7 protein-coding genes are annotated in these 14,800 nt (G+C 71.6%); 5 read left to right on the top strand and 2 right to left on the bottom strand.

The window, feature by feature from the left end; translation table 11 throughout:
- Positions 1-96: 96 nt before the first annotated feature.
- Positions 97-8,718 carry a Calx-beta domain-containing protein gene (locus VGE38_RS09605; RefSeq protein WP_331142316.1) on the top strand — a complete coding sequence of 2,874 codons (8,622 nt, stop codon included), beginning with the start codon at positions 97-99 and terminating at the stop codon, positions 8,716-8,718.
- Positions 8,719-8,726: 8 nt separating this feature from the next.
- On the opposite strand, the gene VGE38_RS09600 is transcribed toward VGE38_RS09605, so the two are convergent.
- Entirely contained in the window at positions 8,727-9,245 is a 519-nt protein-coding gene (locus tag VGE38_RS09600) for an Lrp/AsnC family transcriptional regulator (RefSeq protein WP_331142315.1), read from the bottom strand.
- 120 nt (positions 9,246-9,365) lie between these two features.
- Between VGE38_RS09600 and hppD the strand changes: the two genes are divergently transcribed.
- From hppD to fahA, 4 genes are read left to right on the top strand one after another with little or no spacing between them, the layout of a single operon-like run.
- Positions 9,366-10,571, top strand: coding sequence for a 4-hydroxyphenylpyruvate dioxygenase (gene hppD, locus VGE38_RS09595; protein ID WP_331142314.1), 1,206 nt, complete (start codon positions 9,366-9,368; stop codon positions 10,569-10,571).
- Positions 10,572-10,573: 2 nt separating this feature from the next.
- On the top strand, positions 10,574-11,800 hold the full coding sequence (locus tag VGE38_RS09590; protein WP_331142313.1) for a homogentisate 1,2-dioxygenase: 1,227 nt from the start codon (positions 10,574-10,576) through the stop codon (positions 11,798-11,800).
- Complete coding sequence (locus VGE38_RS09585; protein WP_331142312.1) at positions 11,797-12,645, top strand: hypothetical protein; 849 nt, start codon at positions 11,797-11,799, stop codon at positions 12,643-12,645. The genes VGE38_RS09590 and VGE38_RS09585 overlap by 4 nt, the downstream gene beginning before the upstream one ends.
- Positions 12,642-13,841 carry a fumarylacetoacetase gene (gene fahA / locus VGE38_RS09580; protein WP_331142311.1) on the top strand — a complete coding sequence of 400 codons (1,200 nt, stop codon included), beginning with the start codon at positions 12,642-12,644 and terminating at the stop codon, positions 13,839-13,841. The genes VGE38_RS09585 and fahA overlap by 4 nt, the downstream gene beginning before the upstream one ends.
- On the opposite strand, the gene VGE38_RS09575 is transcribed toward fahA, so the two are convergent.
- On the bottom strand, positions 13,816-14,709 hold the full coding sequence (locus VGE38_RS09575) for a phenylalanine 4-monooxygenase (RefSeq protein WP_331142310.1): 894 nt from the start codon (positions 14,707-14,709) through the stop codon (positions 13,816-13,818). The two genes, fahA and VGE38_RS09575, sit on opposite strands and share 26 nt — an antisense overlap.
- Between the last annotated feature and the right edge of the window lie 91 nt (positions 14,710-14,800).

The following is a 14,800-nucleotide window of genomic DNA, read 5'->3' as shown; positions in this document are numbered from 1 at the left end:
GCCGTGCGCCGCCGCCTGCTGCTCGGCGTCGGTGCGGCCGCCGTCGTCGGCGGAGCCGCGTGGTCCGCGGCCGCTACGGTGGACGACACGGCACCGGTGGCAGCGGCGCCCGCGGCCGCGGCCACGGCTGAGGACGCCTCGGCGGTCGAGGCGATCGCCGGCGCGCTGGACAGCTGGCTGAAGCTCGCCGGCGAGCTGGACGACCCGGCGCCGCTGACGGGCAACCTGCCGTTCGGCGTGCAGGACTTCGTCGCGCAGGAGCTCCCGCAGGTGGCGCAGATGCTGACCTGGGCCGACGGGCAGATCGCGGCGATGGCCGGCGAGGGTCTCACGCTGGCCGCGTTCGACGAGCGGCTCGACGACCTCGACGGCGACGGCGACCGGGCCAGCGACTACCACGGCCTCGAGGGCGTCGTCGTCGACTTCGACGCCGACATCACCCCGCAGACCGGCACCGGTCCCTACGACGTCAAGGTGAGCATCGCGGTCGACGTCGACGAGGACAGCCCGCTCGCGATGACGCTCGACGGCCTCCAGATCAACGGTGCGGAGGTCGCCGACGCCCTCGACCTGCGGCTCGGCACCACCGTCAAGGTGGACCCGCTGGGTGCGACGAAGGTCCGCATCCCCGTCAGCGCCGACCCGGTGGGCACTGTCCGCGCCGGTGTCGACGTCGCCTTCGAGGGCGACGACAACCCGCTGAAGTTCCAGACCGGCATCCTCGGCGTCGCCGGGACCGGCACGGTGAAGGCCGACGCCGGCGTCTCGGTCACCCTCAAGGACCCCAACGGCGACGGCTTCCTCGACGAGACCGAGCTCGCCACGCCGGCGAAGCTGGTGAAGCTGGGCTGTGTCTCCAACGGCGCCGCAGTGGACCTGGCCGTCACCACCGACCTCGCCGGTCTCTCGGGCACGGTCGGCACGATCACGCTCGACGACGCCAGCCTCTGCAACGGTCTCTCCGCACCCGAGGTCAAGCTCGGTGACCTGGCCCAGTTCCGCAGCCTCACCCTGGGCGATGTCGTCAACGGCCTGGCCCAGGTGACCCGCGCCGTGCAGTCCGCGCAGGCCGCCGGCGACCTCGACATCCCGTTCGTCGAGGAGCCGCTGCGCGACATGGTCGACGTCAGCGACAAGCTCGTGAAGTTCTTCGTCGACAACGGCTTCACCGACGAGGCCAACCCGCTGTCCACCATCTCGGTCGACAACGCCGCGGAGGTGGGCGTGACGTCCGTCCAGGACCTCATGCCCAAGCTCGCCACCGCCCTCGGGATGGAGCCCGACGCGCTCGACTTCCGGTACGCCGACGGGCGACTGCTTCTCGGCGTCAAGGCCTCCGGCGACGCCGGTGAGAAGACCGCCGACCTCGACCTGGGCACCACGCTGACCGGCGCGGGCATCACGGAGGTCACCGGTGCCGCCAGCGCATCCGTCCACCCGTCGTACGCCATCGACTTCGGCATCGGCCTGGACGTCACCGCCGGCAAGGCGTTCGACGAGCGGTTCTTCCTCACCAACGGCGCCGGCGGCGCCATCGCCACCCTGGACGCGCCGGTGAAGGCCGACATCCAGCTGGACGCGATCGCCTCCGTGCTCGGCGTCCACCTGGCCGACTCCGTCGCCGACGGCCCCGTGGAGCTGCTGAAGCGCGCCGACGCCGCCAAGCCGATGGTCTCCGTCGGCCTGGTCGACCCCAACAGCGACGGCCGCACCACGCTGGCCGAGCTCGCCGCTGCCAAGGCCCTGCCGGTCACCGGCGCCATCAACGCCACCGTCCCGTCCTTCGACCTGACCGCGTCGGCCGAGCTGGCCGGCGTCCCGCTCGGGGCCGGCAAGCTCACCGTCGCCTGGGCGAAGGTGCCGGACGCCTCGACGCTGAAGGTGACGCCGAGCCAGGACTTCCTGGACAACGTGCTGCCCTTCACGCTCGACACCGACAACCCGCGGGCGATGATCACGCAGGTCCTGACAGTGACCAAGCAGACCATCGACCAGATGCGCACCGCGGTCGCCGCCGGCAACGCGACCTCGAGCAAGCCGCTGCCGCTGATCGGCAAGAGCGTGGCCGACCTCGACCCGGTCCTGCAGAAGATCCAGGGTGTCGTCGACGAGCTCATCCAGGTCAACGACATCAAGACCATGGCCCAGCTCCAGACCGAGCTGAGCAAGCGGCTCGGCACCGCCCTCGGGCTCAAGCTGCCGACCGGGCTGAAGGCGATGGAGGCCGCGACGGAGAGCGGCCAGAGCTTCGCGGCCTCGGACTTCGTGAAGTTCCGCTACCTGAAGAAGGCCGACACCACGCCGGGTGCGCTGATCGTCGACCTGGACTTCGGCGTGTGCACCACCGACCGAACGGCCGGCCGCACCTGCACGGTCACCACCGACGCGCTGACCGGCATCCCGTTCAACCTCGACCTCGGCAGCGGTTCGAAGGCGGCCGGCATCGCCGGCATCGGCAGCTCGGGCACGGTCAACGTGTCCTTCGACGCCCGCGCCAAGCTCTCCTTCGGCGTCGAGCTTCCCGACGTCGCCGTCGGCGCGGCCGGCCAGCTGCCGAAGGTCACGGGCGAGCCGAAGCTCTTCGTCCTCGACAACGCCCTGCTCGACATCGGCGTCGGCGCGAGCGTCGACGGCACCATCAACGCTGCGCTCGGCCCGCTGCAGGTCAGCCTGGGCAAGCAGGACGTCGAGAACGCCCAGGCGAGGATTGCCGCCCGCTTCAAGGTCGCCACGCCGGCGCCCACCGGGAAGCGCCTGATCATCGGCTCCGACGCGTTCAAGACCTGGACGCTGACCCTGCCGCCGAAGTCGCCGCTCACCGTCCACGAGGAGGACGAGGCGCTGGCAGCGAGCTGCCCGCCGCTCATCCCGGACGGCGTGGACGCCTGCGCGGTCCTGCCGGTCTACGTCGGCGACACCGACCTCGGCAGCATCACCTTCGAGGCGCCGGACCTGCTCAAGCCCGCCGGCTGGTACGTCGACAGCACCTCGGTCGAGAACGCCATGAAGAACGAGGCGATCCAGTGGAAGCTGCTCGTCGAGGGTGTCCGCACCCTGACCCAGCAGGTCAGCGAGGGCCTGCGCAACCTCCCGGCCGGCACGAAGATCCCGCTGCTCGGCACTGACGTCACCGCAGGCGCCGACGTGATGGACAAGTTCGACACCAACGTGCTCGGCCGCATCGACGAGCTCGCCACGACCCTGACCACCCAGGCGCCGACCACCGGCCTGGCGAAGTCCAAGGCCGAGGAGCTGCTCGCCGAGATCCCGGGTGTCTCGGGCAGCACCGCGCCGACCGTCGAGATCACCTGCCTCCTCGCCGACGGCACTGCCGAGACCTGCAAGGGCGACGAGCCGATCGCGAAGCTGCAGAGCCTCGAGGTGCACCTGCCGCTGTTCTACGGGGTGGCGGAGACCACCGCGCCGTTCGACCTCGGCTTCCCGGGCCTGCGACTCGCCAGCGAGGCCGGCGTGACCGGTTCGGCCGGCATCCGGGCCAACCTCGCCTTCGGTGTCGACCGCGACCTCGGCTTCTACGTTCCCACCGCCGGGGCCGACAAGGAGCTCTCGGTCCAGGCCACCGGCGACCTGCCCGAGGTGGCGGACGGCCCGGACCTCAAGGGTGACCTGGCCTTCATCCCGATCGAGATGGAGGACAACCACGACACCAACGCGGAGGGCGACCCCGTCCACGACGTCAGCGTCACCGCCGCGGTCGACCTGCGCACCGACCGTGCCGACGGCCGCCTGCCGCTGGCCGATCTCGGCCGGGCCCAGGTCGTCCCGTCGGTCGACGCCTCGGCGAAGGTGAACCTCGCCATCACGACGCTCAAGGGCGAGAAGGCCGCGTCCGCGCTGCCGACGTTCGCGACCGACCTGAAGGTCGACGCGGGCGTCTACTGGACCGGAGCCGGCGCACCGATCCCCAACGCGACGATCAAGTTCGACAACGTCACGATCGACGCCGGCAGCCTGGTGACCGACTTCCTCAAGCCGGCGGCCAAGACGCTGCACACCTACACCGGTCCGCTGGAGAAGCCGATCGACGCGATCCGGCAGCCCATCCCCGGCGCCACGGAGGCGGCGAAGCTCGCCGGCATGCCGAAGCCGCCGACCTGGTACGACGCCTTCAAGGCCGCCGACCAGGCGGCCAACGGCGCGAACTCCACCGGCCTGCAGATGATCGACCGGGTCATCCAGCTCATCGACCTGGTCCGGGCCATCGACAGCGCCGACGCGCCCGACGGGGTCATCAACCTGGGGTCGTTCACCGTCGCCGACGAGAAGGTCGCCCAGCCGGTCGCGCTGACCGAGGCCGACACGCTGATCGAGAGCAAGACGGTCGTGACGCCCAACGTGCTGGGCGCCATCGAGTTCAAGGGTCCGCAGGGCGACCAGGCCGACGCGGCACTCGACGACGCGAGCTCCACGGGCGGCTTCACGTTCCCGGCGTTCGAGAACCCGTCGTCGCTCTTCGGGATGCTGCTCGGCAAGGACGTCACGCTCGTGTACTTCGACGCCGGCAAGCTGGCGGTCCAGCGTGGCTTCCAGTTCCGCTACCCGATCGGTCCCGCGAACCTCTACATCGGCGGCAGCGCCGGCGTCTCCGGTCACCTGGCCGCCGGGTTCGACACCTACGGGATCCGCAAGGGCTTCGAGGTGCTGCTCGACGAGGACGAGACCAACAACACCGCGTGGAAGGTGTCGGAGGGTCTGCTCCAGGGCCTCTACCTCGACGACTTCGACCAGACCGGCAAGGACGTCCCCGAGATCCGGTTCGACGCCGAGCTCACCGCGGGCGCGTCGGTCGGCGTACCCGGCTTCGAGGCCGGGGCCGAGGGCGGTGTGCACGGGACGGCCGAGTTCAACCTGAAGGCGAACGAGACCGGCAAGGTCCGCTACACCGACCTCGCCGCGCAGCTGAAGGTCAACAGGAACCCGCTGTGCTTCTTCGACGCCTCCGCCTACGTCGACGCGTTCATCCGCGCCTACGTGGACACACCCGTCGGGCGTGGGGAGTACCCGATCGTCTCGAAGCGGATCTACGAGCAGGAGGACCTGTTCTCCTTCTGCCAGACGCCGCAGGGCGGTGAGAACGGCGAGGAGCCGTACGTCAACGTGCTGGCCGACCTCGACGGCGCCGGGAAGATGACGTTCCGCAACGACCCCTCCCCGGAGTCGTTCCAGGTGACGCAGACCGACCACGACACGGTCGAGGTCTCCTCGCAGGGCCTGGTCGAGACCTACGACGGCGTGACGGCGATCTTCGCCGACCTCAAGGGCGGGGACGACGTCTTCGACGTCCGCACCTCGACCCTGCTCACCGCCGAGGCACCCCGGGTGCCGGTCACCGTGTGCGGTGGCGCGGGCAACGACCGGGTCACCGTCGAAGCCGGCACCGCGACGCTGTACGGCGACAGCGGTCCGGGTTGCGTGGCCGTGACCAGCGTGAGCGCCGGGTCGGACACCCTGACCTCGGGCGCGGCGAACGACCTGCTCGTCGGTGGTCCCGGCGCCGACGACCTCAACGGCGGGGCGGGGATCGACGAGCTGACCGGCGAGCAGGGCGACGACATCCTGCTCGGCGGCCCGGGCGACGACAAGGTCGACGGCGGCAACGGCACGGACATCACGTCCTACACCGACCGGCAGCAGCCGGTGACCGTCGACCTCGCGGCCACCAGCGGCGTCCCGGGCGAGGCCGACACCTCGATCTCGATCGAGGCGGTCTACGGCGGCGCGGGCGCCGACCTGATCAAGCTGCCGGCCAGCGGTGACGTCCGCGCCGACGGCGGCCCGGGCGACGACGAGTTCCACGCCGGCGCCGGGACCGCGCTGCTCATGGGCAGCGCCGGCAACGACACCTTCATCGGTGGCGCCGGCGCCGCGCAGGTGGTCGGCAGCGACGGCAACGACGTCCTCGTCGACGGCCCCGGCTCCCAGAGCTTCCTGGGTCTGGGTGGCGCCGACGTGGTCGACTACTCCGCGCTCGGCGAGCCGGTCCGGGTCAGCATCGACGGGGTGCCAGGCGACGGGCCCATGTCGGCCGCGGCGGACAACATCGTCGACACCGACGTGGTCATCGGCACGGCGTACGCCGACCAGCTCATCGGCGGCTCCGTCGGGGAGGAGCTGCGCGGAGGCGCCGGCGACGACCGCCTCGAGGGCGGGCCCGGCTCCGACGTACTCCTCGGTGCCGAGGGCCTCGACGAGCTCGTCGGCGACTCCGGCGCGGACGACCTCCGCGGCGGTGCCGACGACGACGTCCTCCAGGGCGGTGCCGGCACGGACGCCCTGCTCGGCGAGACCGGCGACGACGACCTGACCGGCGGCGACGGCGACGACGCGCTCGACGGCGGCGTGGGTGCCGACCGGCTCGACGGTGGTGCCGGGGCCGACTCCTTCACCGGTGGCGACGGCTTCGACTGGGCGGACTACTCCGCCCGGGCCGAGGACCTGACCATCTACAAGGACAACGTGGCCAACGACGGCGCGGGCGAGAAGGACAACGTCCGGACCGACGTCGAGCGGATCACGACCGGCCCGGGGACCGACACCGTCTGGGGCTGGACCGGTGACGACGTCTTCGAGACCGGCCTGGGCAACGACCGGATGCACGGTCAGGGCGGCGCGGACACGTTCGAGGGTGGCGAGGGCGACGACGACCTCTACGACCTCGACATGAACAAGCAGGACGCCACCCAGTACGTCGACCACGGCGACGACCGCTTCGTGGCCGGCCCCGGCAACGACGAGGCCTTCGGCAACGGTGGGCTCGACGTCTTCGAGCTCGGCGACGGTCGCGACTGGGCCTACGGCGGCAACGGCGCCGACCGGATGGACGGCGGCGACGGCGACGACCAGATCTACGGCCGCGGCGGCGACGACTACATCGACGGCGGGGTCGGCACCGACGGCATCCAGGGTGGCGACGGCGACGACGAGATCCGTGGCGGCACCGGCGCTGGCACCGGCACCATCTACGGCGGCCTCGGTGAGGACACCATCTACAACGCCACCGGCGGCGGCAGCGTCTACACCGGCACCGGTGGCGGCGCGGGCACCGACGCGGACCCGGACGACAACACGGTCTACGGCTACGCCGGCGTGCAGAGCACCTACACCGGAGCCGGCGGCGTCGACACGATGTACCTCGGCGACGGCAGCGACCTCGTCCACGCGGGCGGCGGTGCCGACGTCGTGCACCTGGGCGGCGGTGAGGACACCTTCTATGCGAGCCTCGGCGACGACACCGTCTACGGCGGTACCGAGAAGGACCAGCTGCACGGCGGTGAGGGCGACGACGTCCTCGAGGGCGGCCTGGGTGCCGACGGCGTCAACGGCGACGAGGGCGACGACGTCCTCGACGGCGGTGAGGGCGACGACACCCTGTCGGGTGGTCGCGGCGACGACCTGCTGGTCGGCGGCATCCACGCCGACATGCTCTACGGCAGCGACGGCTTCGACACGGTCAGCTACGAGGGCCGCACGACGCCGGTCGTCGTCAAGGAGGACGGCAACTACACCGAGGGCGGTGTGGAGGACGTCAGCAACCGGCCGACGTACGAGGGCTACCGCGACTACATCGAGTCGACCGAGCGCATCGTCGGCGGCTCCGCGAGCGACGTGATCTCGATCGGGTTGAGCTCGCGCAAGGGGGTCGCGATGCTCGAGGGCGGGGCCGGCAACGACACCTTGATCAGCCGCGCCGGCCACCCGACGATGTTCGTCGGCGGTCCCGGCAACGACACCCTCACGGGCGGGTCGGGGGCCGACGTGTTCGACCAGGGCACCGAGCCCGACGGCGCCGACAAGATGACCGGCGGCGGTGGGTTCGACGCGGTGGACTACTCCCGTCGCCCGACGGGCAGCACCACGGTGACCTTCAACGGGATCGCCGACGACGGCGCAGGCGACGAGAAGGACAACGCCGGTGCCGACATCGAGGAGAACTCCCTCGACGGCGAGCGGCTGATGACGTCCATGGTGAAGATCGACGAGGGTGCCGCGGGTGCGGTCCGGTCGGCCGTCTTCACGGTGGTCCTGACCCGGCCGGCGACCACGGCCACAGTGGTGCCGTGGTCGGTCGCCGACCACACCACGGCCGAGGGCGAGGACTACGTCGGCAGCTCCGGCACGCTGACGATCCCGGCGGGCGCACGGACGGGCACCTTCCAGATCCAGATCCTCGGTGACACGGTCGACGAGTGGGAGGAGTACGCCTTCGTCACGGTCGGGGACCCGGCTCAGGACGCGGACACCGTGCTCCTGGTCATCGCGGACGACGACGGCTCGGGTGGTCAGGGTCCCTCGCCGACCGGCACTCCGGTGCCGCCGACGCCGACGGGGACACCGACGGGGACGCCGACGGGGACGCCGACAGGAACCCCGACGGGCACGCCGACGGGGACGCCGACGGGGACGCCGTCCGGCACGCCCACAACGGGGCCGACCCAGGCGCCGCCTCCGCCGGCCACCGGCCCGGGGAGCGCCGCGTGTGCCTCGGCCGTGGCGACGACGGCGCAGGCGAAGGCGACGTCGGTCAGCGCCGCCAAGAAGGTCACCACGCTGAAGCAGAAGCTGAAGAAGGCCAAGAAGGCGCACAGCCGGAAGGTCCCGAAGCTGAAGAAGCAGCTGAAGCAGGCCCAGCGCGCGGCCCAGGCGGCGTCCGGCTCGGTCGCCGTCGCCCAGGCCCAGCAGTCGGTCGCCTGTCGCTGACGTGCCGGTCAGCGGCGGTACGCCGGCGCCCGGCTGCCGGGCGCCGGCTCGCCGCTCGCCAGCAGCGGGATGACCCGGGGCTCGACGAGGGTGGACAGCACCACGACGCTCGTAGAGCGGACGACGGCGCTGGACTGGTCGATGCGCACCAACACCGCCTGCAGCTGGGCGTGGGAGGCGGTGGCGACCTTGCAGACGACGTCGAAGGAGCCGGTGGTCGCCGAGGCCTCGAGCACCTCGGGGATCTCGGCCAGGTCGGCCGCGACCTGGTCGAGAGCGCCCTGGGAGATCTCCAGCGTGACGAAGGCCTGCACCGGGAAGCCCGCGGCCGCCGGGTCGAGGGTCGGCGTCCAGTCCCTGACGACGCCGTTCTCCACGAGCCGGCGCAGTCGGCTCTGCACCGTCGCGCGCGCCACCTTCGTGACCCGGGACAGCTCCAGGTCGCCGATGCGGGGGTGCTCGTCGAGCGCCGCCAGCAGGGCGACGTCGAGGGCGTCGAGCCGGGCGGTCGCGGCGGTGTCAGCCATGGACCTCAAACTAGTCACTATGTCCAGATCTTCCTAGAAGAAGATGCGCAGGTTGGGCACTCTGACCAGAGCGACGTGCGCATCTTGCCCGGCGCTGACCGCCGATCTTGGATGTGAGTCATGACACTCGCGGACACGCTGACGGACCAGGAGAAGCTCGCCGACCTCGACCTCGACACGCTCAAGCAGCTGGTCGGCCTGGTGGAGTACGACGCCTCGCACGACCCGTTCCCCGTGACCGGCTGGGACGCCGCGGTCTGGGCGGTCGGCAACGCCGCGCAGGGCGCCCACTTCTTCATCTCCGCCTTCGGCATGGAGCTGGTCGCGTACTCCGGCCCCGAGACCGGCAACCGCGACCATGTGGCCTACGTCCTCAAGAGCGGCAGCGTGCGCTTCGTGCTCAAGGGCGGCGTCGACCCGACGAGCCCGATCATCGCGCACCACGCCAGGCACGGCGACGGCATCGTCGACATCGCGCTCGAGGTCCCCGACGTCGACAAGTGCATCGAGCACGCCCGCAGCGTCGGGGCCACCGTCCTGGAGGAGCCGCACGACCTCACCGACGAGCACGGCACGGTCCGGGTCGGCGCCATCGCGGCGTACGGCGAGACCCGCCACACGCTCGTCGACCGCAGCCGGTACGACGGCCCCTACCTGCCCGGCTACGTCACCCGCACGTCGTCGTACCGACGTCCCGAGGGCGCCCCGAAGCGGCTCTTCCAGGCGCTCGACCACATCGTCGGCAACGTCGAACTCGGCCGGATGGACGAGTGGGTCGAGTTCTACCGCAAGGTCATGGGCTTCACGAACATGGCGGAGTTCATCGGCGACGACATCGCCACCGACTACTCCGCGCTGATGAGCAAGGTCGTCGCCAACGGCAACCACCGCGTGAAGTTCCCGCTCAACGAGCCGGCGATCGCCAAGAAGAAGTCGCAGATCGACGAGTACCTCGAGTTCTACCAGGGGCCCGGCGCCCAGCACCTGGCGCTGGCGACCAACGACATCCTGGCCACCGTCGACGCGCTGCGCGACGCCGGCATCGAGTTCCTCGACACGCCCGACTCCTACTACGAGGACCCCGAGCTGCGTGCCCGCATCGGCGAGGTGCGGGTGCCGATCGAGGAGCTGCAGCGGCGCAAGATCCTCGTCGACCGCGACGAGGACGGGTACCTGCTGCAGATCTTCACCAAGCCGATCGGCGACCGGCCCACGGTCTTCTTCGAGTTCATCGAGCGGCACGGCTCCCTCGGGTTCGGCAAGGGCAACTTCAAGGCGCTCTTCGAGGCCATCGAGCGCGAGCAGGCGCGGAGAGGGAACTTCTAGTCATGCCGTACTACCGCCGCGCCGGCGACGTCCCGCCGAAGCGCCACACCCAGCACCGGGCGCCCGACGGGACGCTCTACTACGAGGAGCTGATGGGCGAGGAGGGGTTCTCCTCCGACTCCTCGCTGCTCTACCACCGGCACATCCCGTCGGCGGTCGCCGAGTTCCGCACCTGGGACCTGCCCGACCAGTCGCTGGTGCCCAACCACCCGCTCACGCCGCGCCACCTGAGCACGCACAAGCTCTTCGAGGACGGCGCGTCGGGGATCGACGCCGTGACCGGCCGGCGGCTGCTGCTGGGCAACGCCGACGTCCGCATCTCGTACGTCGTCGCGGACGCCCCCTCGCCGTACTACCGCAACGCGATCGGCGACGAGTGCCTCTACCTCGAGGCGGGCGAGGCGGTCGTCGAGACGGTCTTCGGCGACCTCGAGGTGGCCGAGGGCGACTACGCGATCATCCCGCGCGCCACCACCCACCGCGTCGTGCCGCGGGGGGCGGTGCGGATCTACGCGATCGAGGCCAACTCGCACATCACGCCGCCGAGGCGCTACCTGTCCAAGCACGGCCAGCTGCTCGAGCACGCGCCGTACTGCGAGCGGGACCTGCGCGGGCCGACGGACCCGCGGGTGGTTTCGACAGGCTCAACCAGCGAGGGGGTGGAGGTCTTCATCAAGCACCGCGGGCACGGTCCGGGCGGGCTGGCCGGCACGGTGCACACGCTGCCGCACCACCCGTTCGACGTGGTGGGCTGGGACGGCTGCCTCTACCCGTTCGCCTTCAACGTCCGGGACTTCGAGCCGATCACCGGCCGGGTGCACCAGCCGCCGCCGGTGCACCAGGTCTTCGAGGGCACCAACTTCGTGATCTGCAACTTCGTGCCGCGCAAGGTCGACTACCACCCGCTGTCGATCCCCGTGCCCTACTACCACTCCAACGTCGACTCCGACGAGGTGATGTTCTACTGCGGCGGCGACTACGAGGCCCGCAAGGGCTCCGGCATCGGGCAGGGATCCATCTCGCTGCATCCCGGTGGCTACCCGCACGGCCCGCAGCCGGGTGCCTACGAGCGCTCGATCGGGGTGGAGTTCTTCGACGAGCTCGCCGTCATGGTCGACACCTTCCGGCCGCTGGAGCTGGGCGAGGCGGCGCGCGAGTCCGACGACGGTCTCTACGCCTACTCCTGGGTGCGAGGCGACCGCGGCGAGCAAGGTGCGACGGACGGATGAGCGTTCTCTTCGACGGGCTCCTCGACGACGCGGCGGTCTTCCCGCCGGGCAACCTGCCCCTCGCGGAGGCGGTGCCGGCGCACCAGGAGCACCGGCGGGCGCCGTACGCCGCCCTGGTGGGCGCGTTCGTCGTCGCGGCCGCCGACCTCGACGCGCTGTCCGACGCCACCCGCGAGCTCGAGGGGGCGCTCGCGGTCTCGCTCACCGTGCCGGCGCCGGACGCGGTGGGGGCAGCGCTGAGACGTGCCGCGGGCGTCCGGGGCGTGCGGCTGGTCGGCGTCGAGGTGGCGGTGCCCGCCGCCGTCGCCCCGGGCACCGTGGTCAGGACGCTGGACGACGCCCTGGACGACGCGGTGGGCGACCGCGACCTGCGCGTGTTCGTGGAGCTGCCCCGGGACGAGCGCCGCGACCGGCTGGTGGAGAAGCTCAGCGACTCGCCGTACCTCGCCAAGCTGCGCACCGGCGGCGTCCGCGCGGACCTGCACCCCGGTGAGGCGGAGCTGGCCGCCGCGGTGACCGGGCTGGTGGCGGCCGGCGTGCCGTTCAAGGCCACCGCCGGGCTGCACCACGCGGTGCGCAGCACCGACCTGGCCACCGGCTTCGAGCAGCACGGCTTCCTCAACCTGCTCGCCGCCACCGCGGCCGCGCGCGCCGGGGCCGACTGCCGCGACGTCGCGGACGTGCTGGCCCAGCGCGAGGAGGCTGCCGTCGTGGCGGCGGTGCGCGGTGCCGACCCGGCCGTGCGGGAGCTGTTCTGCTCGTTCGGCACCTGCTCGATCGTCGACCCCGTCGCCGACCTGGCCCGGCTGGGCCTGCTCACCCCCGCCATGGCGGTGACCCGGTGACCCGGCTGGAGGTCGCGGCCGACGACCTGTTCGGCCTGCACAACCTGCCGTACGGCGTCTACTCGGTGCCCGGGCAGGAGCCGCGGCTCGCCACCAGGTACGGCGACTATGTGGTCGACCTGGCGCTGCTGCTCGGCGACCCCGACGATCCCGTGCTCGCCGCGCCGAGCCTCAACCCGCTCCTGGCGCAGGGCCACGCCCGCTGGGTCGAGGTGCGAACCGCGATCACCCAGGCGCTGCGGGGGGACCTGCCGGAGCACGCCGTCCACGCGGTGCATGACCTGGGCGCGGTGACCCTCCACCTGCCGGTCGAGGTCGCCGACTACGTCGACTTCTACGCCTCCGAGCACCACGCCGCGAACCTCGGCCGGCTGTTCCGGCCCGACAACCCCGAGCCGCTGCTGCCGAACTGGCGACACCTTCCGGTGGGCTACCACGGCCGCTCGGCGTCGATCGTGGTATCGGGCACCGACATCGTGCGGCCGTGCGGCCAGCGGGCCAGCGACACCGGGCCCGTCTTCGGACCCTCGACCCGGCTCGACATCGAGGCCGAGATCGGCTTCGTCGTGGGCACCGGCAACCCGATGGGCGAGCCGATCGCCGTCGAGGCCGCCGAGCGCCACCTCTTCGGGGTGGTGCTGTTCAACGACTGGTCCGCCCGCGACATCCAGGCCTGGGAGTACGTCCCGCTCGGGCCCAACCTCGGCAAGTCGTTCGCCTCGACGATCTCCCCGTGGGTGGTGCCGATGCTGGCGCTGGAGGCGGCCCGGGTGCCGACGCCGGTGCAGGAGCCCGCGGTGCTGCCCTACCTCGCGATGCAGCCGCACCCCTGGGGCCTCGACATCGACCTGGAGGTGGAGTGGAACGGCGAGGTCGTCAGCCGGCCGCCGTACGCCGCCATGTACTGGTCGCCCGCGCAGATGCTCGCCCACCTCACCGTCAACGGGGCGCCGACCCGCAGCGGCGACCTGTTCGCGTCGGGGACCGTCTCGGGTCCTGCCAAGGAGCAGCGTGGCGCGTTCATCGAGCTGACCTGGGGCGGCAGGGAGCCGGTCACCGTGGCGGGCGCGCGGCGCACGTTCCTCGAGGACGGTGACGAGGTGGTGCTGCGCGCCACCGCACCCGGGCCGGACGGCACGAGGATCGGGTTCGGCGAGGCGCGGGGCAGGATCACACCCGCGAAGCCGCGGAGCTGAGCGCGGCGATCGAGTCGTCGTCGCACTCGGCCCAGAAGCCGCCGACGACGTCCTCGACGTGGGTGAACGACTCCGCGGCGTAGAGCAGCGGCTGGTAGACGGTGATGTCGTAGTCGGTGGTGCCCATCGCGACCAGGTCAAGCGGACGGATCGTCATGCTGCCGAACTCCCCGGTCTCGCCGGGCGAGGAGAGGATGCCGGCGCCGTACGCCTTGAGGTCGCCGTCCTCGTGCAGCACGCCGAACTCCAGGGTGAACCAGAAGACCTTGCTGACGAACTCCAGCGCCTCCGGCGTCTGGACGCGCCGCGAGGCGGCCCCGGCCAGCTCGTAGAGCGCGGTGAAGCGCGGGTTGGCCAGAGTGTTGCCGTGACCGACGACCTCATGGATCACGTCCGGCTCGGGCGTGTAGAGGGGCACGGAGTGGTGGCGGACGTACTGCGTCGCCCAGAAGGTGCGGTCGGCCAGCGATCCGTAGAACTCACGCAGCGGGACCAGGCCGGCGGCCGGCAGGTAGCGGAAGCCGGTCAGCGGGGCCAGCGCGGCGCTGACCTCCTCGAGCTGGGGGATGTGGTCGCGCGGCAGGCCGAGCGCCTCTTTCCCGGCGAGGAACTCGCGGCACGCGTGCGCCTCGTGCAGCGGCACCAGCGCCTCGCTGACGGCGCGCCACACCGCGTGCTCGTCCTCGGTGTAGTCCGCCGTCGGCGCGGGCTCGCCGGGCTGCCACCGGGCGGCGAGGGTGGCGAGCGCGTCCCGGCGCCGGCGGTACTCGGCGTCGGCGAAGCCGGGGTGGTCGCGACCGAGCTGCACCTGCAGCGTGCCGTCGTCGTGCGCGACGATGGGCGCGAAGTACTGCGCTTCCTCGAACATGGCTCCAGTGTCGTCAGGTGTCCGACGTTACGCGAGATCTCCCGGACGGATGGCTCGTCATGCCGGGATGACGGTGGCAAGATGTCCAGAC

It is taken from the genome of Nocardioides sp., assembly GCF_036405735.1.
Taxonomy (GTDB): Bacteria; Actinomycetota; Actinomycetes; order Propionibacteriales; family Nocardioidaceae; genus Nocardioides.
The sequence above is the reverse complement of the archived record's forward strand: the minus strand, read 5'-3'. Positions and strand labels throughout refer to the sequence as shown.

Bases quoted from the DNA above. Each gene is read 5' to 3' on its own strand.
- VGE38_RS09600 (WP_331142315.1), bottom strand. From the start codon at position 9,245: ATGGCTGACACCGCCGCGACCGCCCGGCTCGACGCCCTCGACGTCGCC.
- hppD (WP_331142314.1), top strand. From the start codon at position 9,366: ATGACACTCGCGGACACGCTGACGGACCAGGAGAAGCTCGCCGACCTC.
- VGE38_RS09590 (WP_331142313.1), top strand. From the start codon at position 10,574: ATGCCGTACTACCGCCGCGCCGGCGACGTCCCGCCGAAGCGCCACACC.
- VGE38_RS09585 (WP_331142312.1), top strand. From the start codon at position 11,797: ATGAGCGTTCTCTTCGACGGGCTCCTCGACGACGCGGCGGTCTTCCCG.
- VGE38_RS09575 (WP_331142310.1), bottom strand. From the start codon at position 14,709: ATGTTCGAGGAAGCGCAGTACTTCGCGCCCATCGTCGCGCACGACGAC.